The organism is Enterococcus sp. DIV0213h (assembly GCF_051711285.1).
GTDB lineage: Bacteria > Bacillota > Bacilli > Lactobacillales > Enterococcaceae > Enterococcus_D > Enterococcus_D casseliflavus.
This window is the reverse complement of record NZ_JBIOMH010000001.1, coordinates 2280369-2306751: the sequence shown is the minus strand read 5'-3', so window position 1 is coordinate 2306751 and position 26383 is coordinate 2280369. Positions and strand designations below refer to the sequence as shown.

Sequence of the window (26383 nt, the reverse complement as noted above, 5' to 3'; positions counted from 1 at the left end):
GAATAAAACATGCAACACATGGAAACACGCTATACCCATAGTCCACTTGATATTCGTCACTATAGTACCGAGGAATTACGCAGAGAATTTTTGGTAGAGAAAATTTTCACACCAGGACAAATCATGCTGACCTATACCCACAATGATCGGATGATCTTTGGCGGAGTGACACCGACGGAAGAAGCGTTAGAAGTGCAATTAAGCAGCGAATTAGGGGTGGAATACTTCTTAGAACGTCGCGAATTAGGTGTCATCAATATTGGAGGACCTGGTGCGATCACGATCGATGGCCAAAAAGAACCAATGAAAAAACAAGACGGTTACTATATCGGCAAGGAAACCAAACAAGTCTTGTTCCACTCAGATGATCCAGCAAATCCAGCGAAATTCTATCTATCTTGCGTGCCAGCACATAAGAAATACCCAAATGTAAAAATCAGTATCGATCAAGTCACACCAATGGAGACAGGCGAGGGCTTGACATTAAATGAACGGAAAATTTATCAATACATTCACCCAAATGTTTGTGAAAGCTGTCAATTACAAATGGGGTACACGATCTTAGAACCAGGCAGTGCTTGGAATACGATGCCAAGTCATACCCATGAACGTCGGATGGAAGCATATGTGTATTTTGATTTTGCCAACGAAGACACAAAAGTGTTCCATATGATGGGCAAACCAGATGAAACGAAGCATTTAGTCGTTAGTGAAGAACAAGCAGTTATTTCTCCAAGCTGGTCGATCCATTCGGGTGTTGGAACCAGTAACTACTCCTTTATCTGGGCAATGTGTGGCGAAAATATCACCTATACCGACATGGATATGGTGGCAATGGACGACTTAAAATAAAAAGAAAGAGGGTTTATCAATTATGGATTTTTCAATGGATCAATTTCGTTTAGATGGTAAGATCGCATTAGTGACAGGAGCTGTCTATGGGATCGGTTTTACGATCGCTCGTTCATTAGCAGCAGCAGGAGCAACGATCGTTTTTAACAACTTGGATCAAGAATCAGTGGATAAAGGATTAGCAAACTATCGTGAAGCAGGGATCGAAGCCCACGGCTATGTCTGTGATGTAACGGATGAAAAAGCAGTCAACGAAATGGTCAAGCAGATCGAAGAAGAAGTTGGCGTGATCGATATCTTAGTCAATAATGCTGGGATCATCAAACGAATTCCGATGTTGGAGATGTCTGCTGAAGACTTCCGCCAAGTCGTTGACGTGGACTTGAACGCTCCATTTATCGTTTCAAAAGCAGTCTTACCGTCAATGATCAAAAAAGGACATGGAAAAATCATTAACATTTGCTCAATGATGAGTGAATTGGGAAGAGAAACGGTGGCTGGTTACGCAGCGGCTAAAGGCGGCTTGAAAATGTTGACGAAAAACATTTGTGCTGAATTTGGTTCAGCTAACATCCAATGTAATGGGATCGGACCTGGTTATATTGCAACACCGCAAACCGCACCATTACGAGAGATCCAACCAGACGGTTCTCGTCACCCATTTGATCAATTTATCGTAGCGAAAACGCCTGCTGCCCGTTGGGGTGAGCCAGAAGATTTAGCAGGACCAACGGTTTTCTTAGCTTCTGAGGCATCAAACTTTGTCAATGGCCATGTCTTATATGTAGACGGCGGTATCTTGGCGTATATCGGGAAACAACCTGAATAAAACAATCGTAAGGAGGCAGAATTCTTTTTGAATTGCTGTCTCCTTTGTTGTAGACTGTAAGGGCTACAAGAAGATAATAGAACACGTAGCAAAGAAGAATAAAGACTTTTGTAAAAAGTTTTGAATAGAGGGGAAAAGATGTCAAAAGAAAGAGTTTTGACTGTTTTGAAGGAGCATACGAATCAAGTTGAAAAAATTGCACCAAGTGAGACCTTAACGACAGAAGGGATTTCCGAAAAAGTCGGTATTCAAAGAAATACCACGAGCCAATACTTGAACGAATTAGTAAAAGAAGAACGGGTCCTTAAGATTCGTAGTAGACCGGCAATCTTTTATGACAAAACAGTTTTTTCTGAACGCTTTTTTACGCCAAAACAGACCGTCTACGATACCTATGAAGAGCTTCTAAATGAAACAAAAAATCAAGAGCAGGGAAATGATGTTTTTTCGACATTGATCGGAAATCGTTCAAGTTTGCAGCGAGTGATCGATCAAATCAAAGCTGCCTCATTTTATCCCGACACAGGACTGCCAATCATGCTTCATGGAGAAACCGGTGTTGGTAAGAGTTTACTCGCAAAAAAGATGCATGAATTTTGCGTTGAAAAAAAGCTCATTGGAGAAACTGCCCCCTTTTTAGAATTAAATTGTGCGCAGTACTATCATAATCAAGAGTTATTGAGTAGTATCTTATTTGGCTATAAAAAAGGTGCATTCACTGGAGCAAACGAAGAACAAGTAGGCCTTTTGGAAGCTGCTGACGGGGGAATCTTATTTTTAGATGAATGCCATCGTTTACCAGCAGAAAGCCAAGAGAAATTATTTACCTTTATGGATAATCAAACCTTTTCGAGAATAGGTGAAAGTAATAAAACCAGAAAAGCGCAGGTCCGTTTGATTTTTGCAACTACGGAAGATATTCAGCAAAATTTTTTAAGAACATTTATCCGACGCGTGCCCATCACGGTTCAGATCCCGTCGTTGCAACAACGGACAAAAAAAGAAATTTCTGAATATATCTATACGTTTTTGATTCATGAAAGTCAAAAATTTGCAAAAGAAATCGTCATTACGTCATGGGTCTTGAATCGGTTGTTGTATTTAATTTATCGCGACAATGTCGGTGAATTGAAAAACTTGATCAAGATCATCTGTGCAAATGCGTATAGTCGTCAAAAAAATCACCCCTATGTTTTGATCAATTCCGAGTCAATCGAAAATAGTTTGTTGTCTCGATTTCTTTCTTTGAAAGAAATCGATAATCTAGAAAACAAAGATATCCGCATCACACCCCAAAGCCAAGCCGGTGATTTCATGCACCTAGAAACAGCGGATAGTACGATCATTCATGCAATCTTTAAAGTTTTTGAGAAATTGTTTCAGCAATATGAAAGCGGTGGAATCACTGAAGATTATTTAGTCAAACAGCTTTCTAGAGAAGCCAGCACAGTCGTGGAGATGTTGGTTTACGAGGATGCAGAAGAAAAACCAACCTTGAAGTTATTGCGTAATACAGTCAAGGAACTAGTAAATTTCTTAGAAGCTAGTTTTTTTATCAAAATTCGTGGCAACTCGATTATCGCCCTGACAAGTTATTTGTATAAACGGAATAATTTTATTTTCAATATTCCCAAAATTGACGAAAAGACCATTGATTCGATCGAATCGTTTATGAATGTGCATTTATTGATGGAATCAAAGCTCCTCAATTCTTTATTGGAATTAGTAGAGACAAAGCTTGATGTTACTTTGATGAGAATGGAAAAAATCTTACTGGCTTTTTACTTCAAAGGATTAGGTTTAGAAAGCCAACAAGACGCGATCCGAGGCGTCATTTTGGCCCACGGATTTTCCACTGCTAGCAGTATCGCTGATGTCGTGAATCGTTTTATGAAGGAACACATTTTTGATGCCTTTGATATGCCTTTTAATGTCAGCGTGGATAAAGTCAAAGAATTTATGACGCATTATATAAAAGCCAATGATTGCTCAAAAGGATTGATCGTTTTAGCGGACATGGGTTCACTTATGTTCTTAGCAGATACGTTAGAACCATTGTTAGATGGGCCATTATTGATTATCAATAACGTCACGACACAGCAAGCATTATTCGTGGGTGAAATGATGCAAAATAATTACGACCTTAAGATTATTGGCGATAAAATCAAGGAAGGTCTCTCGATCGAATACAAAGTTACTTATCCGAGAAAGCAAAAGCAGCCACTGCTGATCACTGTTTGTCAGACTGGTCTTGGAACAGCACAGCAGCTGCAATCATTTTTGAAAGCGAGTATCCCTGAAGAAACGAAGTTTGAGATCGAAGCGGTAGATTACCATTACTTGAAAAAGTATGGAAAGAAGAATGGTCTATTTCAACAATATGATGTGCAAGGAATCGTGGGAACAGCTGATCCAGAAATTGATGGTGTCCCATACATCGCTTTAGAAGACTTGATTTCTGGTAAAGGACAAGAAATCATTGATGATATTTTTGTTCTTGTCAAAGATCCGGCCATTCGTAAAGCGATCAATGACAATCTTGTGCGAAATCTATCGATCGAACGGCTGCTTTCGGCGGTGACGATCTTAGATGTCAATAAAGTCATTTCCTATATTGACCAAGGATTTGTTAGTTTGGAGCGGTACTTACAGCTTCAATTATCCAACAGTAAAAAAGCGATATTATACGTACATATCGCAAGCTTAGTAGAACGTCTGATCCGAAATCAAGAAGTCCCAATTTACCAAGGAGATCCGAGCAAGTTTATGGAAGAAAAAGCAACTATCGCCAAAGCATTAGAGGGCTTAGAGGTGGCTTACAATATCAAAATCAGCGAATACGAGCTAAATTATCTCTGTGAGATTATTTTCGACTGATAAAAATCCTTCTTCGACACTAAAACAATCCATTCCGACAGATGATCAAGTGTTTCGTTTTCACTTTTTTGGCTGGAAAGAATGGATTTTTTTTTGTTTTTAAACTAGGAACAATTTTTTATATCAGTAAATAGAAAGCCTTTTATGATAGCGTTTTTATTTATTCTTGTGAGAAGATGAGCGAAATATTTGTTATCGCCAGAAACTTGGCACAGAAATTGCTTATTAGTAATACGACAAAACAAAAAATGGAGGAAACAATATGATCTCAATGATAAGAATCGATGACCGTCTTGTGCATGGTCAAGTAGCTGTGAAATGGTCGAAGGAGTTGGGGATTAGTCGCATCGTCGTCGTTAGTGATAGTATCGCACAAAACGAAATTCAAGTAAGTGCGTTAAAAATGGCAGGGCCTTCAGGGGTGAAAGTTGCAGTGCTCTCATTAGAAAAAGCGATTGCTATTTTGAATGATCCACGCTCGGAACAATTAAAAATCTTAGTTGTTACAAATGAACCGAAATATGTCGCTGGTCTTGTGCCAAAACTTAAAGAGAAACCAATGTTGAATATGGCAAATTATGGACGGATCGGCGGTAGTCTGTCAGACAAAGAAAAAATCACAGAGACTGTCTATTTATCAGAAGAAGACAAAGAAACACTGAAAGAGATCTTTGATGCTGGGTATGATTTTAGCTATCAACCGTTACCAGATGATACCCCACAATCTTTGAAATCATTAATAGGAGGTTAAACTTATGTTAGTCAATGCGTTAATCGTTGGATTTGTCGTCGCTTTAGCAAAATTTTTGGATTGGTGGGGGTCCACTCAGCTAGCTAGACCTATTTTTATCGTTGCCTTATTAGGAATGCTTCTCGGTCATCCGACTGAAGGAATTATTATGGGTGCTCAGCTGGAATTGATTTTCTTAGGAAATGTTAGTTTAGGAGGCGTTATGCCTTCGGATATTACTTTAGGATCCATTTTTGGTGCTGCATTTGCCATGATCGTTGGTTCGGATTTAAATGTAGCGATCGCACTAGCTGTACCGATCTCCATGTTAGGTACCTTGCTATATTCCGTTATGAAGATGGTTGTCACTTCATTAGTTCCTCGATTTGAAAAACATATCAAGGATCACAATTATCGAGCATTCAGCCGGTTATGGCATATTCAGTTTTGGGGATTTGAACTGTGCTATTTCTTATTAGGTTTTGTCGTTATCCTTTTAGGTGCCGATGCAGTAAAAACGTTTGTTGATTGGTTACCCGAGTGGGTTCAAAGTTCTATGACCGTCGCTTCAACCATGCTACCAGCAATTGGACTTGCTCTACTACTAAAAATGCTATGGCAAAAATCTTTGGCTCCCTATTACTTTTTAGGATTTGCTTTAGGTGCATTCTTTTTCTATCAACGTGCGACCGAAGTCAAAGATGGTGTGATCACAACCCAATCAAGTAGTATCTTGTCTTTAGTACAGATTGCATTTATCGGATTTATCGTTGCAGCATTAGTTGTGATGGCAGAGTTGAGAGCAGCGAAGAATCCAGCTGTCAGCAGTGGTCCAACTGTATCGACCGCAAGTGAAGACGAAGGAGATGACTTTTTCAATGACTAAAAATGATATGCTTAAATTAAACAAAGAAGAACGAAAAATCGTTTCGAAAATGTTCTGGAGAAACCAATATTTAATGTTTTGTACAAGTTATACAAAGCAACAAGGAATTACCTATGGGTGGTTAATGGCACCTTTTTTACAAAAAGTATATGGAAAAGATACCGATGAGTTTTATGAAGCAATGAATCGTAATTTGGATTTCTATAACACCGCACCTGCAATGAATGGCTTTATCTCTGCTTTAGGGTTATCGATGGAAGAAGAGAATAAGGCAATGAAAGACAAAGGAGAGTTTTTTGATGCTACTTCGATCTCTGCATTAAAAACTTCTTTGATGGGTCCATTAGCTGGAATCGGTGATGCGATTTATCTTTCTGTTTTGCGAGTCATTGCAACCGGGATCGCATTAGGGCTCAGTGAACAAGGAAACATTTTAGGACCGATCTTGTTCTTATTAGTCGTAAATGTACCAAACATGCTGATTCGTTGGTTTACAACGGTGTTAGGCTATAAAGCAGGCGGTCAGTTCATCTCAGAGGCACTCAAATCAGGTACCTTTGCGGCAATTACAAAAGGTTCCGCAGTGTTAGGATTGATCATGACGGGAGCAATGACGGCTCAATTTGTAACGTTTAGAACAACTTTTGTTGCAGAATTGTCAGGAACGACCTTCAACCTGCAAAATGTGTTTGACTCGATCATGCCAGGTTTATTACCGTTAGCGATCACTATGGGTTGCTTTGCCTACTTGCGTAAACACAATCGTCCTGTTTTAGCATTAGTCGTGATGTTTTTAGCATCAGTCGTTTTGACGATTCTAGGTATTGCAGGATAAGTTGATAGAGAACTTTTCTGGTTGATTCAGAGAAGTTCTCTTAGCTTTTGATCGACATAAATACGTTTGGTCCTCGTTCGAGACAGTTGCAGGCATCATTTTCGAAAAGGAAAAACAAACAGTTCGCCACTTTCGACAGAAAGTTGGCATACATATTGCTTATAACTAAGCGAATAGCAAAATCGAACAAGGAGTGAACAAAGTGAAGAAAAAATATTTTTTGATCTCACATAACGAATTAGCCAATGGCTTGAAAAAAGCATTAGAAATGATTATCGGCACTCAGAAAAATTTATATGCCTTTGGACTGATGCCAGGAGGCCATCCAGATTTGATCACCAATCAAATCGAAGCGCTGATCGATGAGGAAACACAAGTTGTTATTCTAGGTGATATTGCTGGTGGCAGTGTTTGTAACTCGGCCATGCGTTTGACCCAGCAACCGAATGTCGTATTAGTTACCGGTATGAATCTCCCTCTTGCTATGGAAATTATAGTTAGTCAAAGCACATCAGAACAGCAGATCGCAGCAATTATTGAAGAGGTACGCAAGGGGATGACTGTTCAAAATTTACGTCCTTCTATCAAAGAATCATTCGAGGATTTCTTTTAATGATGATTTCTCAAAAAGACTTGCAGATGTGGATGGAAAGGATGTTGCCCAACGATCGCTCATATCTGGCACAAAGCGGTAGCAGCTATACCAAAGAAATTCGATCGTTTGAAGCAATAATGAGGAGTTTTTGGGGGATTTTCCCAGCGTATGGTGACCAACCCCAGAAGCTCAAGACATTCGACACTGTCCAAGATTTTATTGATTGTGTCGAAGAAGGAAATTTACCTAAACTCTCAACAGAAAATCGCCAGATTGCAGTGGAATTAGGTGTATTAGGTTTTATATTGGGTCGTTATCCATCCTCCTTCTTTCAACTATTTTCGAACAAAGGTAAAAAAGAACTCCTCGCATGGTTATATCAAATCAACGAGATTGATCTGCCCAAGGGCAATTGGTTTTTCTTTTTGCTATTGGTCAATCTTGGTTTGAAGAAAAATAATAGTCCTTATTCTCAAGAGAAAATAGACGAAGCAGTGGCAATAATTGAAGAATGTTATTTAGGTGAAGGATGGTACTCAGATGGGGTCAATCGCCAAAGAGATTATTATGTTGCTTTTGCTTTTCACTTTTATGGGTTACTGATCGATTATTGCTTTCCTGAAGAGATCAAAACGCGCTACAAAAAGCGAGCCATCATTTTTGCAGAATCGTTTAAACACTGGTTTGACGCAGAGGGGCGATCGATTCCTTTTGGTCGTAGTTTGACCTATCGTTTTGCACATTGTTCGTTTTGGAGTGCGCTTTTGCTTACAGAGGCCTATCGAGAAACGAGTTTGTCTGTGTCCGAAATAAAAGGACTAATGGAAAAAAATATTTCTGATTGGCAAAAAAGACCTATCGTTTTACCTAAGGAACAAAACCTCTCGATCGGATATGGATACAATCAGCAATTATTATCGGAAGATTACAATGCCCCCGGGTCACCTATGTGGGCATTTAAAACCTTTGTTGTGCTCGCACTTCCTGAAAAGCATGAGTTTTGGCAGGCGATCAGCGCCATGAACATCCAACGAAGAGATAAAACTGTTCAAGCACATGCTGGATTTCATATCAATCACGACTTACATCAGACAACCGCGTTAAGTAGTTTGCAATGTAGCAATAATCCACTTTTGTACCATCATTTTGAAAAGTATAGCAAGTTTGCTTATTCAAGCTATTTTGGCTTTAATGTCACTCGGGATATCCAAGGAATCGAGCAATTTGCAATCGATTCGACGTTAGCAGTTTCAATACCCGGTCATGAGCAGTATATGACCCGTGGGAAAATTGAAAAAACAAAGATGTATGATTCCTATGGGGTTAGTTTTTGGCATGTCTGGCAAGAGGTTTCGATCACGACGTATTTGGTTCCAATCGATGCTGCCAATCATATCCGCATCCATGAGATTCTTACAAACCAACCGTTGGAAGTGGTTGAAGGTGGTTTTCCTTTGGCAAATTGGAACCGCAAATACAATCAGGCGATCATTCAGGAGAATTCTTGCGCTATTGAAAACGAACAAGGGGAATCGATCATTCGTAATCTTGGTGATGTGCGAACTGCCAGAGTGATTCCTCAAGGACCTAATACCAATATTTATTCTAGTGAAAAAAATGCAGTTCCGACGTTAACGACTATGATCGAAGCTGGGCGGACTGTTTTGGCTGCGCATATCATTGGTCAAAAAAACAAGCAGCTGCTTCCAAAAGTGACTTTTCATGAAACGAATAATGCGTTTCAACTTAGGGGAAACGTTGATTTAACAATTAAAAAGGAGCGATTTGCGAAATGAATGATGAAATCAAACAATGGGCGCTAAAAATTTTTGAAAAAATCGACCACAAATTAGAAGTACAAGTAGTACGGGTGGGGGAAAAAATTCCGTACATTCCTAATGAGATGACAGGTTTATATGAAGAAGATAAAGGTGTAACAGATCCCGTGTGGTGGACCAATGGGTTCTGGGCTGGGATGTTGTGGCAGATGTATCACGCAACTGGGAAAACAGCCTATAAAGAAACAGCAGAAATAAATGAAGTTCGGTTGGATAAAGCTTTCGATCAATACACCGGACTGCATCATGATGTTGGGTTTATGTGGCTGCATACAGCGGTCGCTAATTACCGTTTGACGGAAAATGAGCGTTCAAAAGCAAGAGGACTACATGCTGCACATCTATTAGCGGGTCGCTACAATCCAAGAGGAGGTTTTATTCGCTCTTGGAATCGCGATCGTTCCGGTTGGGTCATTATTGATTCGATGCTAAATATTCCCTTGTTGTATTGGGCAGAAGAAGCAATCGGTGATCCACGTTTTCGTTATATGGCAGAAGACCATGCCGACAAAGTAATGAATCACATCGTTCGACCAGATGGTTCAGTCAATCATATCGGTGTATTTGATCCAACAAACGGTGAACTAGTTGAAACACCAGCCGGACAAGGCTATGCCTCAGGTTCTGCTTGGTCTCGTGGCCAATCGTGGGCAATCTATGGATTTGCATTAAGTTATCTGCATACGGGGAAAAAGGAATATTTAGAAACAGCCAAAAAAGTTGCTCACTATTTTATTGCGGAAGTCTCGAAAACAGACTGGGTACCAGTTGTTGATTTTCGTTCACCTAAAAATCCCGTGATGATCGATACTTCTGCTGGATTATGTGCTGCCTGTGGCCTATTGGAAATCGCAAAACACGTAGACGATTTAGAAAAAGATCTTTACACAGATGCGGCGATCAATATTTTAAAAGCGACAGAGGCCAACTATGCGATTTGGGATGAGGAAAAAGACGGTTTGATTGATTGCGCAACAGGCAGCTATCACGATGAACCGTGGACAGAAGTGCCGATCATTTACAGTGATTATTATTTTGTCGAAGCGATTTTACGCTTGCTAGATAAAGATTTTTTGATTTGGTAAAAGGAGCGACCAATGAACTGTTCAGGCAAAGAAACGATCACGCTTACAACAAAGCACAGCCAACTTAGCTTTATAGTCACAGAGAATGGCTATCTAACTTTGGCTTATTTTGGAAAAAAACTACCCAAAAGTGATCTATCCTATGTGATCACGGAGATTCCAAGGGCAAGCTATTTGGCTGATACCGACAGTATTGAAAACTTTAAGCTGGAACAGCTACCTGTAGGCTATCCTGCATTTGGCAATTCTGATCTAAGAAGTCCAGCTCATCAAGAGATTTACGCTGACGGCAGCCGTCTTTCGGATTTTAGATACGTTGATCATTCATTTAGTAAAATCAAACAGCCACTGAATGGATTGCCTTACGCAAATACTGAAAGGCTTGATTATCTAATTATTGAATTAAGCGATCGTTATACAGGAGTGAGTCTCCACCTAAAGATCACTGCGTTTCAGGAGCAAGATGTCTTTACACAATCGGTCACCTTTAGTAATCCTTCAGATCAGGAGGTCGTATTGACCAAAGCGATGTCTCTCAATCTTGACTTTTTAACGGATGATTTTGAGTTATTACTTTTATCAGGGGCTTGGGGTAGAGAAATGCATCTTTCAAGACGCAAACTTGTTCAGGGGCTGCAGGGAATCGATAGTAAACGTGGGGCGAGTGGTCATGGACAAAATCCTTTTATAGCGTTAGTTTCCCCAGATACCACAGAAGCAGCTGGTGCGGTCATCGCTTGTCAATTAATGTACAGTGGGAATTTTGTTGCAAGCGCCGAGGTCGACATGCATCAAAACACCCGGATGCAAATCGGGATCAATCCTTTCGACTTTAGTTGGACATTAGCTCCGAGTGAATCATTTGATACGCCAGAAGCGATTTTCTTGTATGCAGATGGTTTGAATCAAATGAGTCAGAAATTTCATGCTTTTTATGAGGACTGTGTCGTACCTCGTGCTTTTAAAAACAAAGAGCGTCCGATTTTATTGAATAATTGGGAGGCAACCTATTTTGACTTTGATCAAGAACGCATTTTGCGATTAGCTAATGAGGGCGCTAAAATCGGTATCGAATGCTTTGTTTTAGATGATGGTTGGTTTGGCAAGCGAGAAAATGAACGAACGTCGTTAGGTGACTGGACACCAAATCAAGAAAAATTGGGGGGCAGTTTGCAACAACTGATTACGGCAATCAAAGAGCTAGGACTCGATTTCGGTTTATGGATCGAACCAGAGATGGTATCGAAAAAAAGCCTTCTCTACCAGCAGCATCCCGAATGGATCGTACGTGTACCAAATCGTCGACCACAGCAAGTCCGATATCAGTATGTTTTAGACTTGTCTTTAAATGAAGTCCAAAAATATTTGATTGAACAGATAACCTGGTTGTTAGATACCCATGAGATCAATTATTTGAAATGGGATATGAATCGCAATATCACTGACAGCTTTTCTAGTGGATTGAAAAAAGAACATCAGCAAGAATTTTCTCATCGCTATATTTTAGGCTTATATCATGTCTTAGAAACGATCACTAAGCGATTTCCTAATGTTTTGATAGAAAGCTGTGCTGGAGGTGGCGGTCGTTTTGATCCGGGCATGCTATATTACACGCCTCAAATCTGGACAAGTGATGACTCTGATGCCATCGCAAGATTAGAAATCCAAAAAGGGACCTCACTGCTTTATCCGCCCAGCACGATGGGCTGCCATGTCACAGCATCGCCGAATCACCAAGTAGGCAGAGTGACCTCCCTTCACACACGAGCACTTGTGGCTCAACAAGGCAATTTTGGGTATGAATTGAATCTTTTAGCATTATCTGAAGCAGAAAAAGATTGTTTGGCACAGCAGATCAAGCAGTACAAGCTAGAAAGGCAAACACTCCAATTTGGTCAACAGACGAGACTCGCTGTCTATGATTCACAAAATGAATACGCATGGCAAAAACAGAACTTAATGACGAGTGAAGTGATCGTTACTCATATCAATATTTTAAATAAACCAAACACAGTTCCAAAGCGCTTAAAGCTGAAATCCTTAAAGAATGACCAACTATATCAAGTCAATGACACGGTACGATCCGGCGCTGAGTTGATGGAAATCGGACTAATGATTCCCAAACCGTCGGAAGATTTTTTTGCAACAAGATGGAAAATTATGCCGATAAAGGAGACACAATATGCTGACACTAAAACTAATTGATCATGAGGGGCACACGATCGAGGAACATACCCACTCAGAAGAAGTTTATCTTGCATTTAAAGATCGGACTTATCAAGCCGGTGAGAAAATTATGCTTACGACGACGAAAGCGCCACTATTCGTCTGGCTGCAAGTGGATGAGGCACTTGCACCAAGTCTGGTTTATTTGAAAGAAAGTGAATGGATTTTTCCAATCATTACAGAAGACACGCTACGGCGAGCGTATTCGCCTAAATTATTTTCAGGAAAACGCCATTATCTACACACCTGGTTAGCAAAAGAATACGAAATCAACGCCTATCGAAATTTGGCAGTGAATGCCCATGATCAAAAGAATCATAGTGGCGCCTATCCTCATGCTTATGCCAATGTTGAAACTAGAAATGATTCGACATTTTTTGCAAGAAATGCGATCGATGGCATGATCGCCAACGAGAACCACGGGTCTTTTCCATATCAATCATGGGGTATCAATCAACAAGCGGATGCGCAATTGACGATCGATTTTGGTCGCAACGTTGAGATCGACAAAATCGCTTTGGTTCTTAGAGGAGACTATCCTCATGATAGTTACTGGACGCAAGTGACACTCGAATTTTCCAACGGACAACAAGAAATCCTGAAACCAACGAATCAACTCGATCGCCAATATTTCAGCTTTACCAAAATCCGTACTTCCTCAATTTTGTTAAAGGAATTGATTAAGCACCATGATGAATCACCTTTTCCAGCGCTAACACAAATTGAAATTTATGGCACTGAATGTCACCAGGAGGAAAGCAAATGATAGAAAATCCAATTCTTAGAGGATTTAATCCTGACGCCAGTGTAGTCAAAGTCGGATCTGATTATTATCTAGCAACCTCAACGTTTGAATGGATGCCCGGTGTTGAAATCTATCATTCATCTGATTTAGTAAATTGGACGCTAGTTGCTCAGCCGTTACAAGACGAGACCACTGTTAGCTTAGTGGGCAATCTAAATTCCGGTAGTATTTGGGCGCCACACTTAAGCTACTCCGAAGGGCAATTTTGGTTGTTGATCACTGATGTGAAAACAGGAACGGCATTCAAAGACACACTGAATTATGTGCTGTCGGCAAAAGAAATTACTGGACCTTGGAGTGAACCTGTCTTTGTCACTGCCAGTGGATTTGATCCGGCATTTTTTCATGATGATGATGGAAAACATTATCTAATGAGTATGCTTTTTGACCATCGTTTGGAAAAGAAACGGTTTGCTGGTCTTGTGATGCAGGAATTCGATTTAGCTACAAAATCTTTGGTGGGGGAAAGAAAAAAATTCTTTGAAGGAACGGATCTGGGGGTCTGTGAGGGGCCACAGATCCTAAAAAAAGATGGTTGGTATTATTTACTAGCAGCTGCTGGTGGAACCGATTATAGTCACGCTGCGACAGTATGTCGAGCAAAACAGGTGATGGGTCCATATGAGCTTTCACCGTATCATCCTTTTTTAACAACTAAAAATGATCCAAAAAATCCGTTACAAAAAAGTGGTCATGCTTCTTTTGTTCAAGTAGCGGCTGATGAATGGTATATCGTTCACATTTGTGCACGCCCATTGACGGAGCGTGGCTATTGTCCATTAGGTCGGGAAACCGCCCTTCAAAAAATAGAGTGGATCGATGGCTGGCCTCGTTTAGCTACTGGTACCTCTGCGCCAGAACGTTTGATTGATGAACCAAGTATTGCAAAAGAAGTCATTCAAAAAAAAGACCATAGTTCTCGGACAGATTTTGATGAGCCGACTTTGCCAAGTTACTTTAAAAGTCTTCGACAGCCAATTGGCAGCCAGTGCTCACTTTCAGAAAGAAAAGGGTATTTACGTCTTTACGGTCAACAAAGTATAACGAGTTTGCATCGTCAGACGTTGATTGCCAGACGTTGGCAGCATTTTGCCTTTCGCGTAGAAACCAAAATGGAATTTGAACCACAGTCGTTTCAACAATTAGCAGGTTTGACCTTATTTTTTGATACAGATAATTGGCATTACCTGCATGTTTCCTACGATGAGGAAACCAAAGAAAAATATATCCAATTAGAAACAGATGCGATCAATCAGTTTCAATATGCTTCAGAACGATTAGTTATCCAACCGAATCTTGCCATTCATTTAGCAGTGGAAGTGGATCATGAATGGGCACAGTTTTCATATGCTGTCGGGGATGAACCATGGCAAATGATTGGTGATCCGGTCTCAGCTGCCCAATTAAGTAGTGATTTTATCAAAGAAAACGGGAAACTAGCTTTTACCGGCGCAATGGTAGGTATCTGTGCACAAGACATGGATAATCATCGATCCTACGCAGATTTTGATTTCTTTACTTACACGGAAAGCCATTCGTGAGAGGGCGTAAAGTAAATCAGCGGGTTTTGCTTAAGCGATTCATTCATTGTTCGCTCGTTTTGTTCAAGGATAGAACGAGATAGCATGAAAGACAAAATAAAAGAAAGACGGGCACAGAATGAATGAGCAGCGCCAGATTGCCCATAGTCTGTGCCTTTTTTCAAAGAATGAAAAGCCTTGAGGAGCAAAAGAAGATCGTATGAATAATGATCGAGTATCATGAACTCAGAATCACGCAGGAACAGAGTAGTCAAATGGCGATAACAATTATGTAAGCGCCTACTTTTTGTCGGAGAGGAGATTACAAATGAATAAACTTTTTGAATTAATCCGACAGCAGTCTTTGCTCAAAAAAATGATCGTTAGTTTAAGTAGCTTGTTTCTCACCTTTTTTCTCATATTATCTACTTATCTTTATCTTCAATCGCAGCGAGTACTGTTGGACCAAGGAGAACTTTTATTAAAGAATGCCAGTGAAAAAAATCAGACGAATTTTAATGTAGGAATTGAATCGATCGAAGAGTTAGGCATCGAGCTGGTTTCAGACAATGAGTTTGTCAATTTTTTACAAAGATATGTTTCCGAAAGGACGATCAACGATCAGCCTTCCTTTGATTTTCAGACGACCGTCATTCCTCTTATACGCAAACTTCTTTCTACCACCCCGACACTGGCAAGTATACAGATACAGCTGTACGACCTTCAATATACTGTTTCATCTAAAAGCATGGTCACTGATCATCAGCTGTATCAGGAAGATCCCTTGACCTTCGGTTGGTATTTGGATCAAGATCAGCAATTATATTATCATTTTCCAATCAATCCTTTTGAATCGAATCAGCGGAAAAAGGGCTGGATCAATCTGTATGTCAATCCTCTTTTTCTTTTCCAATCGGTGAATGAAAATCTCGACAATCAAAGTGGGTTCTCTATTTTAGATGCTACCGGAGCAGTGATCTATGATCCATTGCTGTTTGCTGATCACCAAGATAAGGAAAATTACTTGATTCAGGAAGTTCCATTAAAAAATCAGTGGCAGTTGCTGACTTTTTATGCGAAAGAAAATTTTCGTGTGTCGTTAAAGGATTTTCTGAATAGCAATTTCATTTTGATTATTTTTTTGCTCAGTATGATGATCGTTTTTACGAATATCTTCTATAAATGGCTCGTTTCTCCGATTCTAAGGTTATGCGAAAAAATGAAATTGACGAATGGTCAGCAATTACCGCACAAAATCGCCATTTCGAGTAATGATGAAGTTGGTCAACTAGAAGCAACCTTTAATAAAATGATTGAAGATTTAGAAAACCTTCTGCTTAAGATCAAATCAGATGAAGCCTTGAAAAGAAAGGCGCAGTTGAGTAAATTTCAAGCACAGATTCAACCCCATTTTTTATACAATACGTTAGCAATCATTTCTTGGTGTGCAAAAGCAGGTGAGACAGAGCAAGTCGTTCAAATAACGAACGATCTCGCTCAGTATTATCGACTCATTTTGGCGAAAGGAAAAAACTTCGTTTCTTTAAAAGAAGAATTAGATTTAGTGAAACATTACTTATCCATTCAACGATTACGCTTTGCAGATCAACTTGACTATGAGATTGCTGTTGATCCTGAAATCGATGTAGAGTCAATTCAAATTCTTCATCGAATTTTACAACCCTTAGCAGAGAATGCTTTTCAGCATGGTATCTATGTAAAAGGTCAAGGGAAAATCAAAGTTACTGTTGCTGAAAATGAGGAAACATTAATCCTTCTAGTCGCAGATAATGGCGCGGGTGCCTCGCCAGAGATAGTAGAGAAAATTCGCAGCGGGGAACAATTAGAGCTAAAAAAGGGAGGCTTTTCCTTGCAATCCATCATCAATATCTTGAAATCTTCTTATGGGGATCAGGTGAGGGTAGAATTCTTTTCAAAACAAGGGGAAGGAAGTGTGTTTCAAATTGAGTTGAATAAAAGCGTGCTTTAGGATCAAACTGTTTTATTGTGGTAGATATTACCATTTTCGGTGAATATTACCAGTTTTCAATCCTTCTCAAATCGTATAATTCTATATAAGAAAGCGTTTACTAAGGAGCTTTAGAAGGAGGTTTTTAAATGAGTACAGCAACCATTAAAAGAAAGAAGAGCTTATTTTCCACTGGAAATAAGCTATTGTACTGGGTGTTGCCCTTTTTGTTAGTTGTTCTAGTTTTTGGGTATTTGCCGATGTTGGGCTGGTATTTAGCTTTTATTGATTATTCACCTGGTGCTTCTTTGGCAGATATGCCATTTGTAGGATTCAAATGGTTTCGAATGTTGATCTCTTCCAGAGAACAAGTGAATATCATCATACGCGTGATGAAAAACACACTAGGTATGAGCTTTTTAGGGTTAGCAACTAGTGTGTTACCAATGTTTTTTGCCATTTTATTATACGAAATCAGAAGCAGTAAACTAAGACGGCTCATTCAAACCATGACGACTGCGCCACATTTTGTCAGTTGGGTTTTAGTTTATTCTTTAGTTTTTGCCTTTTTATCAGTTGATAATGGGGTCATCAATAATCTATTGGTTGACTGGGGATTTATTGATACACCAATCAATTTTTTGCTAGATAACAGTCATATGTGGCTGAAAATGACGGCTTTAGGGGTATGGAAGGGCATCGGTTGGAGCGCCATCATGTACTTAGCGGCGATCAATGGGATCGATCAAGAATTGTATGAAGCTGCCAGTATAGATGGTGCGAATCGTTTGAAAAAAGTTCTTCATATCACGATTCCGGGTTTGTTGCCAACCTTTTTCGTTTTACTCATGATGAGTGTTGCCAACATGATCAATACTGGAATGGAACAGTATTTCGTTTTCTCTAATGCGATGACGAAAAGTTCGCTAGAAGTACTAGATCTTTATACGTACAACATCGGGATCGGTCAAGGGAACTTCTCTTTAGCAACGGTTGTCAGTATTTTGAAAACGGTCGTCAGCTTGATTTTATTCTATTCAGTTAACCGTTTGTCAAAAACCGTTCGCGGTGAATCGATCTTCTAGGGGGAGGACAGTATGGCAGCTATTAGTAAAAAAAATAAAGCCTATTCAGTAAAAGATACGTTGTCGATAGGTGAACGAGTATTTAATTTCTTCAATATCTTATTCTTTTTTCTTTTCATGTTTTTGTGTGCTTACCCATTTTACTATATTTTTATCAATACGATCAGTGACAATCAGTTGAGTGCAATGGGGGAAGTCTTGTTTATACCTAAAGACATTCATTTTCAAAATTATAAACAAATTTTGGAGATCCCAAATATCACAAATGCATTTATCATCAGCGTCGCTCGGACCGTTATTGGGACGACGTTGACTGTCTTATGTTCAGGATTTCTTGGCTTTATGATGACCCAACAAAAAATGACGGGGCGCAAATTTGTTTACCGTTTTATTATTTCAACGATGTATGTCAGCGCGGGGACGATTCCCGTCTATATGTTATTCAATTACCTAGGCCTATTGGATAACTTTCTCGTTTACGTCATTCCGGGTATGGTTTCAGCTTACAACATTGTTTTAGTTAAAACGTATATCGAGTCTAGTATTCCAAGTTCTTTGCAGGAATCGGCAGAGATGGACGGTGCTGGGATCATCACGATGTTTTTCAAAATCGCTTTGCCACTAATGGTGCCGATTTTAGCCACTTTGGCCATCTTCAGCGCAGTTGGACAATGGAATAGTTTTATGGATACAGTGATTTATGTAACGCGTGAGGATTTACATACCTTGCAGTATGTGCTTTACCGTTATTTGACACAGTCCACAGCGTTAGCGAATGAAATCAATTCGGGAAACATCTCTATTGATCAAGTTGCTGCTACGGCGCAGACAGCTCAGTCCGTCAAATTAACGGTGACAATGATGGTCGTTTTACCAATATTTGCCATTTACCCGTTCTTTCAACGTTTCTTTGTTAAAGGAATAACGATTGGAGCGGTCAAAGGATAAAAAAATTAGGAGGAAAGAGAATGGATTTAAAAAAGACTGGGAAAGCATTAATGTTAGGCGGACTGTTAGTGGGGACAGCAGCGTGCGGTAGCAACAACGAAAGCAGTGATGAGCCTCAAGGTGCTCAGGATGTATCGATTTATTCAATGTCAAGTACCTATGAGGGAGAGATCAGAGGGTACGTAGGGAAATATCTTCAAGATGAATTAGGCGTCAATGTAAATGTGATTCCTAACAGTGTCGGAGGGACAAGTCGATTAGAGACGCGTTTGACTACTGGGGAATTGGGGGATTTGATCGTTTTTACAACTCAAAAGGATTTGAATCGAGCAAAAACGGCTGGTATTATCGAGGATTTGACTGAGTATAAGGAGAAACTGCCGAATGTTACTCGTTTTGAGGACGCCGTAGCTCGAGCTGAGACTATTTTTGAGGGATTGTACGGCATACCAACCACCGTTTCCCAAGAAGCAGAAGTAACCAAAACGAATCCGACCTGGTTGCCGTCAATGCGTTATGATTATTATAAAGAATTAGGCAGTCCAGAAATTGAAACGTATTGGGATTACGGGGTTTTGGCAGAGCAAATGGTCGAGGCACATCCTGAAACTGAAAATGGAGATAAATTTTATGCTCTTTCCTTGTTCAGCGAATGGGATGGAAATAGTGTCAACCAATTGCGTAGTATAGCAAAATCTCAAGGTTATACTGATACTGATGGTGTAAATCGCTATGAGTTCATCAACGTGTCTGTCCTTGATGATAGTTATGAAGATATTTTGAGTGAAGATAGTCTGTATCTGCAAGCGTTGAAATGGGCGAATGATCTGCATAAAAAAGGATTGCTAGATCCCGATTCTGCTTCACAGACATGGGAGGACTATTTAAAGAAGGCGGAAAAAGGACAATCGGCGATCATGCCATGGGGCTACACTGGCGAGCTGAATTTTAATCCCGTCAATCCCGAATTAACCAGTCAAGGCAAAGGGTACAAGCTAGTACCAAACAATGAACTTCTAGTAGCGGATCAAAAAACGACGACCTACGGGAACAACTGGTTCTGGGCGGTTAGTAAGAATGCAAAGAACAAAGACAAAGCATTAGAACTTTTGGACTTCCTATATTCTGATGAAGGACATTTGTTCTGGGAAAACGGTCCTCAAGGAATCATGTGGGATATCAATGATGATGGCAAACCCTATCTCACAGAATTAGGCAGCGGCAGCTGGGAAGCACAGGCACCAGAAGAAGCAGGTGGCGGTGCTTTATCAGAGACGTTCAAAAAATTAGTCAATGGACCAAGTGTGGATCAACAATCCGTAAGTCCAATTTTGAACGAACCAGCAAATCGCTCCGTTTGGGAAACGACGCTTTTAGAAAGTGCGACAGAGTTAGATAAACAGTGGACAGAAGATCACGATGGTGCGCTAAATTCAAAAGAATACTTGCTTGAAAATGGCTTGCTAGCATCTTACGATATCGCAGATGTTCCATTAGTTGAGCGAGGGGATGAACTGGACTTGACCTACAATCAAGTAGGTGCAGTCATTAAAGAATACTCATGGCAAATGATCTATGCCCGAGATGATGAAACATTTGATAGCTTAAAGAATGAAATGATTGAGAAAGCGAAAAATCTAGGATACGACCGTTGTGTAGAATCTGAGCAAACGATCGCTCAAGCATGGTTCGCAGCACGTTAAATCATTTTGAGGATCACTCTTAGAAAGGTCTATTTCTTTGGGTGATCCTCCTCATTATGGAGGTGATGAAGAGGTGAAAGAGAATTGGGCTGCTTGGCTCTATGAAACGACGCTTTTATTTAGTCGTTTGGTAGCGATGAATCTCTGTTGGTTATTTTTTGTCCTATTAGGTGGAGGGGTTTTTGGCGCTTTACCAGCAACGATCTCACTTGTAGCAGTTTTTCGTAAGGCACTCGTTTCAGAAAATGAGTTTTCATGGCTAAAAGAAGCGTGGTATTGCTACCTAAAGAATATCAAAAAATTCTTCTGGCTTTCGCTCCTATTGTCTCTGATTTGTACAGGTTTACTGTTCAGTAGGGTTTTATTTATTCAAAATTCTTTGCTGTTAGAAAGAGCGGCGTACCTTAGTTTACTCTATTTACTCGTTCTGGTCGTACCTTATTTTTCATTGAATGAAGTACATTTTTCGTTATCCACAAAAGCGCTACTTAAAAATGCTTTTTTACTACCTTTATTCTGGCAGTTTTCTTCAATCAAAATCATCGTTAGTTACAGTGCTGTCTTGGTATTAAGTTTACTTATACCAGGGATCATTCCGATTCTGAGTTTTTCACTCCCTTTATATCTTACAACGACGATTTTGCTCAACCGTTGGAAAAAACAGCTTTCGAAGGAGGCGTAACGGATGTATCGCTGTTTGATTGTTGATGATGAAAAAATCAGTCGTGATGGCATCGCTCAATCGATTGATTGGCAAAATCTAGGGATTGAAATCGTCGGATTAGCCAAAAATGGCGCAGAAGGATTAGCAATGTTTAGAGAAACCACTCCTGAAATCGTTCTTTCAGATATTCAGATGCCCATCATGGACGGACTTGCATTGGCAAAGAAAATCAGAACACAGGCTCCAGAAACAAAAATCATTATATTATCCGCTTTTGGCGAATTTTCTTATGCACAAGAGGCGATTCAACATGGCGTTCAAAACTATTTGTTAAAGCCAATTGATGAGAAGGAATTAGAAGAAGCTTTGATCAAGCTCTTGCAAGAAATCCAAATAGAAACCAAACGCAAGCATCAAAGGCAAACAATTGATCTTCTCTTCAAACGGGAGATCATACCCTTGGTTAAAAATACCGGGATCGTTACTGTTTTGGATGCTGAAGGATTTATGCCTACAGAAGGTGAAGGGATCGAGGGTGAAATAGAAGGCAATAGAATCTCTATTTTAACACTTACTCATTTTACGTATGAGCGAATCATCTTATCTGGACAAAAGGGGTTTTACAGTAGTTATCGTAGTGACGGTAATGTAGTAAAAAGCTATCAAGAAGCTCGAATGGTGATGGCAATTGCCTTGTTTTGGTCACGAACAAATCTAACGTATTGGCGTGTTGAACAACAAAGAAAAAAATGGCAACAATTTCGTTTTGAGCGAAACAACGAAGTCAATAAATCCTCAAGAAAGCTAGTTGAGGCATTGCATCAGTCTTGCCAAAGTGAAATTCAAGAGACATTGACCAGTTTTTTTCGGTTATTAAAACAGTTTGTCGGATTAGATGCTGAGGAGATGAAAACGACCTGTATGAATCTCCTTCGTAAAGTTAACGAGTATAGTAACTTTCTTGCTGAAGAAGAACAACGTCGCTTTCCAGAAGAAATCATGGCATTAACAACCTTTGACCAAATTGAAGAAAAAATGCACCAACTATTTGAGCAATTACTGATCAATTATCAAAACCTTGACCAGCAGGCGCATTTGTCGATCATTGAAAAAATCGATCGCATAATTGAGCAACAAATGGCAGGGGATCTGACCAATCAGACGATTGCTGAACAAGTTTTTTTGAGTCCAAATTATATGGCAGCAACGTTCAAAGAGTTGACTGGTCGTTTGTTAAGTGAATATATCACGGAAAAACGTTTGGAAAAAGCAAAGGAACTACTTTTGACAACCAATTTGCCGATCGTAAAAATCGCCAAACAAGTAGGTTTTTCTTCTCAATCGTATTTCACCAAAAATTTCAAACGATTTTTCGGAGTCACACCGAAAAGATTTAAACAATTGCACTGGTCGAAACAAGGAGTCGAAGATGAAAAAGAAAGCAACTACTTATGATATTTTATCGTGGAATGAACAATCAGATAAAAACAAGTGTATCTGGCTATTTTCAAATTCTAAAAGAGAAATGCACTGGGTCGAACATGGATTTATCCAGTACCACCCGTGTGCAGCCAATGCGCTAGGTTGGTGGGGCCTTCGCTTTGAAGTGGGGGCGCAAAAAAACAAGCGGATGAAGATTCGTTTGGCATGCAGTGTAAATCGCAATCCACAAGAAGAGGCGATCCGTTTTTTTGAAACTGAAGTAGTGCTACTTTCGGGGCAAACCCAATATGTGCCTTTCAGCCAGTTTGGAATTGATCAAGGAATGCTGATTTATTTAAAAGCTATTGTCCGCATTGAATGTTGGGGGGTAAAAAAAGAGGCGATCAAAGAACTAGAGATTATTGCGGCACCCTGCGTATATATGGATGCTACAATCAAAGGAAAAGCATTGCAGAAAAAACAAGTCGATTATGAGATAACTTTGACGAATACCACCTCAAAACCACAATTTGTTCAGATCGCGCAGCAGAAAATGGGCTGGGAGATTTTGACGACACTGCTTCATGAGAGCGGATCGGATCAACCAATCAAAGGGCTAGAACTGAAGCCTTTTGAAGAAAAAGTGGTTCTCCTCAGTGTATTTGATGATCTCCGTTTTGGTCCATTGGCTTCAGAAAAGCATAAAATCCAACTCATTGATCGTAGAGGTTTTACGCAAACCTTAACCTTTATAACGGGTCGTTACGAAGAAACGTTCACGACCACCCTTTCAAGCGCTGATATCCATGAGATCCAAGAGAAAATAGGCAGCACACCATGGGCGCAGGCAAAGTACCAACAGCTTTATCAAAGGGCTAAGCTTTGGCAGGTACCGAAAATCGATCCTGAATTGCCCTATCTTTTTATGAGTAGGCAATCAGACGAAGCAGGAAATGCTGCGTTGATTTATTTGCTGAGTGAGGAAGAAGTATTTGGAAAAAAAGCGGCTGAATTCTTGAAAGAATTGGTTGACGATGAAAAAGGATACCTTGTTTTACCACATGCAGGAAATCAAGAATTAGTCCATGAAGGTGAGTTTTTTAAACACGCAGCGCTAACTTATGATCGATTGAAGCATAGCGGTTTGCTTACAAAAGATGACAAACAAAAGATTGAGGAAGCCTTTCGACTATTTATGTCCATTATTCGGGATGAATGCCATCGGGGGAAAATATCGAATTGGAATTTAGCGGAATTAGCTGGGGTCATTGCTTGTGCAGCTGCTTTACAGGATCTGGAGAAGATTGATTACTTTTTACACTGTCCTGGTGGGGTGATCGAGCATATCAGTAAAGGAATCCTAAATGATGGCTGGTGGTATGAAGCGTCCATTGGTTACAACTTGCTAGCAATGGGTCTTTTTTTAGAAATCAGTCAGATTGTAAACAAATGGGGTTACCAGTTGCATTTGCAAAGAGTCCCAGCAAATTATGCCCCATACTATGATCTTCATCAGAAAGGTTTAGATGAAAGTGATCGCATTGACGGGCTTTCCACAGAAGTCTGGGGTCCTACTGACAAAAATTATCGTTCCATTGAAATGCTGACCGATAGCATGATCGATTATTATGATGAAACTGGCGTGATATTTGGCATGAATGATTCCTGTGAATCGCGAGCAGTTGGTGTCCATCTAATGGACCCAAGATACGATTTAGCTTACCGCTTGTATCAAAAACCCGCGTATCTCTCTTTGCTTAGGACGATTCGACCCGAGGACCGTGATCTTTGTTTTGGTGTCGCTCAGTTGTCAGATACTCCTCATGAGAAAAAGGTTCCCTATCGTGAGGCTGTCATCGCTGAGGTTGCTGGCATTGCTTTGTTGCATTCGAATGCTCCGAAGCGTTCTGCCGAACAACAATATCAAGTAACTTTGAAGAGCGGAATTTTAGGGGGAGCTCATGGACACTATGATCGATTAGCGTTAAACTCGATGCGACGTTTTGGGAAAAGTTTCTATAACCCGGAAAATGTTTGGTATGCCTATCATACGTTTATGTATAAGTTTTATGTTCAAAATTCGCTCACCCATAATATGACAGTTGTTGATCTCAAGCAGCAAGATCCGGCACCAACGAAAACGTTGGCATGTGTAAGCGAGACAGAGTACCAATACATTGTTCAGGAAATTCGTACGAAATGGTGTCAACCGCCTTATGGTGGTTGGAGAGTCGGCAACGCTGAGACATTTCGCGAAAGATGCTGGCAAGAAGGTCGAAGCGTGTTTATTCCTGATGAGACACCTGAATATAGCCAAAGATCCGCTTTTACTGAAGAGATCCTCCAACGACGAGCAGTTGTAGTGACCGATGACTATGTCATTGTACTTGATTATCTGGAAGGAGAAGATACCCATGCTTTTGATTGTCTATACCATGCAAGTGGATTAAAGGGAATTTTTACTAAAGAGCTAGAAGCAGATTATTTACTTAGTAATGACCCTCAAGATGCTCGGTACTTTTTAGTTGGCAAAGATATCGAGTACCAAAAGACAACAGAAAAACTTTCAGATGATCCGTTATCAAGCGCTCAGTTTATGACAGATGTGCATTGGTTCCGTGCACAAGAACCATTAAGGTTTTCTTTTTCGGTCGATATGCATAAATACAATGATAAGGGCTGGCTCACACCGTTGCGAACCAGTCAAAATCAACCGGGATTACTAAACTTGGCTATTCACATGATCCACCCGCAAAATGCGCCCGTTTTTGTGGGGATGGAGCCAGCATATAGTCAAACACAACAGCAACTGGTTTATCAGATTCGAACGGAAAAGAGTGTTCTTCATGAAAACAAGATGGGTACATGGATTTTTGGAAAAGAAGAAATTCAAGTAGCTATTCCTGCAAAGAGCCAAACGATCGTTTTAGAAACTAAGACAACCTATGTTGCGAATGAATACGGAAGTGGAAAAGACGTGCCTTTGCCTGCAGTGTTTTGGGGTGAAGGAGTCATCAAGACCCACGCAGGGGAGAGAATTCCTATTAATCAACTGCCACGAGTGACAGAAGGTATCAAACAATCCCCATATGAGAACAGAGATTACTTTGGCGGTCCTATCAAATTTGAAACCCAAGTGATCCAATCCGCTTTGCCAGCCACGCCAATTGCAGAAGCTATTTCTGGAACGATAACGATCGATCTCAGCGGCGTTGATGCAGCATCATTAGAGATTGTGATAGGTGGCGATTATCCGTTAGGAGATGAATCCGATCATCGGCGAGTAGTTGGTATTCGCAAAGAGGGACGAACTGCCCAGTTTGCAACGATTCTCGAGCAGTACGATCAAGAAAGCAAAGTTGAGTCGGCAACGATTTCAGAAAAGACCTTGACTGTAAGGCTAAAAGATGGACGTGAAGATGAATTGAATGTAGCCGATTGGCATTTAGAACAAGCACAATTGCGTTTTAGATCTGGAAAAACATAAATAGCTTTTTTGTGGAAAGAGGCAAGA

General features: G+C 40.1%; 19 protein-coding genes. All 19 read left to right on the top strand.

The window, feature by feature from the left end:
- Window positions 1-9: 9 nt before the first annotated feature.
- A complete protein-coding gene (kduI, locus tag IGI77_RS10615; protein WP_005229915.1) occupies window positions 10-852 on the top strand; it encodes a 5-dehydro-4-deoxy-D-glucuronate isomerase in 843 nt (280 codons plus the stop codon).
- 22 nt (window positions 853-874) lie between these two features.
- Window positions 875-1681, top strand: a complete 807-nt coding sequence (locus IGI77_RS10610) for a gluconate 5-dehydrogenase (RefSeq protein WP_005229917.1) — start codon at window positions 875-877, stop codon at window positions 1679-1681.
- A 138-nt stretch (window positions 1682-1819) separates the two neighbouring features.
- Window positions 1820-4558, top strand: coding sequence for a sigma 54-interacting transcriptional regulator (locus IGI77_RS10605; protein WP_438770002.1), 2739 nt, complete (start codon window positions 1820-1822; stop codon window positions 4556-4558).
- A 262-nt stretch (window positions 4559-4820) separates the two neighbouring features.
- Window positions 4821-5309 carry a PTS system mannose/fructose/N-acetylgalactosamine-transporter subunit IIB gene (locus tag IGI77_RS10600; RefSeq protein ID WP_016621199.1) on the top strand — a complete coding sequence of 163 codons (489 nt, stop codon included), beginning with the start codon at window positions 4821-4823 and terminating at the stop codon, window positions 5307-5309.
- A 4-nt stretch (window positions 5310-5313) separates the two neighbouring features.
- Complete coding sequence (locus IGI77_RS10595; protein WP_016621198.1) at window positions 5314-6174, top strand: PTS mannose/fructose/sorbose/N-acetylgalactosamine transporter subunit IIC; 861 nt, start codon at window positions 5314-5316, stop codon at window positions 6172-6174.
- Window positions 6167-7009, top strand: coding sequence for a PTS system mannose/fructose/sorbose family transporter subunit IID (locus IGI77_RS10590; RefSeq protein ID WP_016621197.1), 843 nt, complete (start codon window positions 6167-6169; stop codon window positions 7007-7009). The genes IGI77_RS10595 and IGI77_RS10590 overlap by 8 nt, the downstream gene beginning before the upstream one ends.
- Window positions 7010-7211: 202 nt before the next feature.
- The gene (locus IGI77_RS10585) at window positions 7212-7622 is read left to right on the top strand and encodes a PTS sugar transporter subunit IIA (protein WP_325836774.1); all 411 of its coding nucleotides are present in this window, start codon (window positions 7212-7214) and stop codon (window positions 7620-7622) included.
- Entirely contained in the window at window positions 7622-9400 is a 1779-nt protein-coding gene (locus IGI77_RS10580) for a DUF2264 domain-containing protein (RefSeq protein ID WP_438770001.1), read from the top strand. Before IGI77_RS10585 ends, IGI77_RS10580 begins: the two co-directional genes overlap by 1 nt.
- Window positions 9397-10527, top strand: a complete 1131-nt coding sequence (locus IGI77_RS10575; RefSeq protein ID WP_395997837.1) for a glycoside hydrolase family 88 protein — start codon at window positions 9397-9399, stop codon at window positions 10525-10527. The genes IGI77_RS10580 and IGI77_RS10575 overlap by 4 nt, the downstream gene beginning before the upstream one ends.
- 12 nt (window positions 10528-10539) lie before the next feature.
- Window positions 10540-12732: an alpha-galactosidase gene (locus IGI77_RS10570; RefSeq protein ID WP_438770000.1), complete on the top strand. Its 2193-nt coding sequence runs from the start codon at window positions 10540-10542 to the stop codon at window positions 12730-12732.
- On the top strand, window positions 12710-13519 hold the full coding sequence (locus IGI77_RS10565) for a hypothetical protein (RefSeq protein WP_438769999.1): 810 nt from the start codon (window positions 12710-12712) through the stop codon (window positions 13517-13519). The genes IGI77_RS10570 and IGI77_RS10565 overlap by 23 nt, the downstream gene beginning before the upstream one ends.
- Window positions 13516-15099 (top strand): glycoside hydrolase family 43 protein, encoded by a 1584-nt coding sequence (locus IGI77_RS10560; protein WP_438769997.1) that lies wholly within the window; start codon window positions 13516-13518, stop codon window positions 15097-15099. The genes IGI77_RS10565 and IGI77_RS10560 overlap by 4 nt, the downstream gene beginning before the upstream one ends.
- Before the next feature lie 307 nt (window positions 15100-15406).
- On the top strand, window positions 15407-17068 hold the full coding sequence (locus tag IGI77_RS10555) for a sensor histidine kinase (RefSeq protein WP_438769996.1): 1662 nt from the start codon (window positions 15407-15409) through the stop codon (window positions 17066-17068).
- Window positions 17069-17196: 128 nt separating this feature from the next.
- The gene (locus IGI77_RS10550; protein WP_151195036.1) at window positions 17197-18132 is read left to right on the top strand and encodes an ABC transporter permease; all 936 of its coding nucleotides are present in this window, start codon (window positions 17197-17199) and stop codon (window positions 18130-18132) included.
- A 12-nt stretch (window positions 18133-18144) separates the two neighbouring features.
- The gene (locus IGI77_RS10545; RefSeq protein WP_195961227.1) at window positions 18145-19080 is read left to right on the top strand and encodes a carbohydrate ABC transporter permease; all 936 of its coding nucleotides are present in this window, start codon (window positions 18145-18147) and stop codon (window positions 19078-19080) included.
- Window positions 19081-19100: 20 nt separating this feature from the next.
- Window positions 19101-20783 carry an extracellular solute-binding protein gene (locus tag IGI77_RS10540; protein WP_269924252.1) on the top strand — a complete coding sequence of 561 codons (1683 nt, stop codon included), beginning with the start codon at window positions 19101-19103 and terminating at the stop codon, window positions 20781-20783.
- A 73-nt stretch (window positions 20784-20856) separates the two neighbouring features.
- The gene (locus IGI77_RS10535) at window positions 20857-21465 is read left to right on the top strand and encodes a DUF624 domain-containing protein (RefSeq protein WP_139843211.1); all 609 of its coding nucleotides are present in this window, start codon (window positions 20857-20859) and stop codon (window positions 21463-21465) included.
- 3 nt (window positions 21466-21468) lie between these two features.
- Entirely contained in the window at window positions 21469-22902 is a 1434-nt protein-coding gene (locus IGI77_RS10530) for a response regulator transcription factor (protein ID WP_375856514.1), read from the top strand.
- Complete coding sequence (locus IGI77_RS10525; RefSeq protein WP_438769995.1) at window positions 22877-26356, top strand: hypothetical protein; 3480 nt, start codon at window positions 22877-22879, stop codon at window positions 26354-26356. Before IGI77_RS10530 ends, IGI77_RS10525 begins: the two co-directional genes overlap by 26 nt.
- Window positions 26357-26383: the final 27 nt, after the last annotated feature.

Bases quoted from the DNA above. Each gene is read 5' to 3' on its own strand.
- kduI (WP_005229915.1), top strand. From the start codon at position 10: ATGCAACACATGGAAACACGCTATACCCATAGTCCACTTGATATTCGT.
- IGI77_RS10610 (WP_005229917.1), top strand. From the start codon at position 875: ATGGATTTTTCAATGGATCAATTTCGTTTAGATGGTAAGATCGCATTA.
- IGI77_RS10605 (WP_438770002.1), top strand. From the start codon at position 1,820: ATGTCAAAAGAAAGAGTTTTGACTGTTTTGAAGGAGCATACGAATCAA.
- IGI77_RS10600 (WP_016621199.1), top strand. From the start codon at position 4,821: ATGATCTCAATGATAAGAATCGATGACCGTCTTGTGCATGGTCAAGTA.
- IGI77_RS10595 (WP_016621198.1), top strand. From the start codon at position 5,314: ATGTTAGTCAATGCGTTAATCGTTGGATTTGTCGTCGCTTTAGCAAAA.
- IGI77_RS10590 (WP_016621197.1), top strand. From the start codon at position 6,167: ATGACTAAAAATGATATGCTTAAATTAAACAAAGAAGAACGAAAAATC.
- IGI77_RS10580 (WP_438770001.1), top strand. From the start codon at position 7,622: ATGATGATTTCTCAAAAAGACTTGCAGATGTGGATGGAAAGGATGTTG.
- IGI77_RS10575 (WP_395997837.1), top strand. From the start codon at position 9,397: ATGAATGATGAAATCAAACAATGGGCGCTAAAAATTTTTGAAAAAATC.
- IGI77_RS10570 (WP_438770000.1), top strand. From the start codon at position 10,540: ATGAACTGTTCAGGCAAAGAAACGATCACGCTTACAACAAAGCACAGC.
- IGI77_RS10565 (WP_438769999.1), top strand. From the start codon at position 12,710: ATGCTGACACTAAAACTAATTGATCATGAGGGGCACACGATCGAGGAA.
- IGI77_RS10560 (WP_438769997.1), top strand. From the start codon at position 13,516: ATGATAGAAAATCCAATTCTTAGAGGATTTAATCCTGACGCCAGTGTA.
- IGI77_RS10555 (WP_438769996.1), top strand. From the start codon at position 15,407: ATGAATAAACTTTTTGAATTAATCCGACAGCAGTCTTTGCTCAAAAAA.
- IGI77_RS10550 (WP_151195036.1), top strand. From the start codon at position 17,197: ATGAGTACAGCAACCATTAAAAGAAAGAAGAGCTTATTTTCCACTGGA.
- IGI77_RS10545 (WP_195961227.1), top strand. From the start codon at position 18,145: ATGGCAGCTATTAGTAAAAAAAATAAAGCCTATTCAGTAAAAGATACG.
- IGI77_RS10540 (WP_269924252.1), top strand. From the start codon at position 19,101: ATGGATTTAAAAAAGACTGGGAAAGCATTAATGTTAGGCGGACTGTTA.
- IGI77_RS10530 (WP_375856514.1), top strand. From the start codon at position 21,469: ATGTATCGCTGTTTGATTGTTGATGATGAAAAAATCAGTCGTGATGGC.
- IGI77_RS10525 (WP_438769995.1), top strand. From the start codon at position 22,877: ATGAAAAAGAAAGCAACTACTTATGATATTTTATCGTGGAATGAACAA.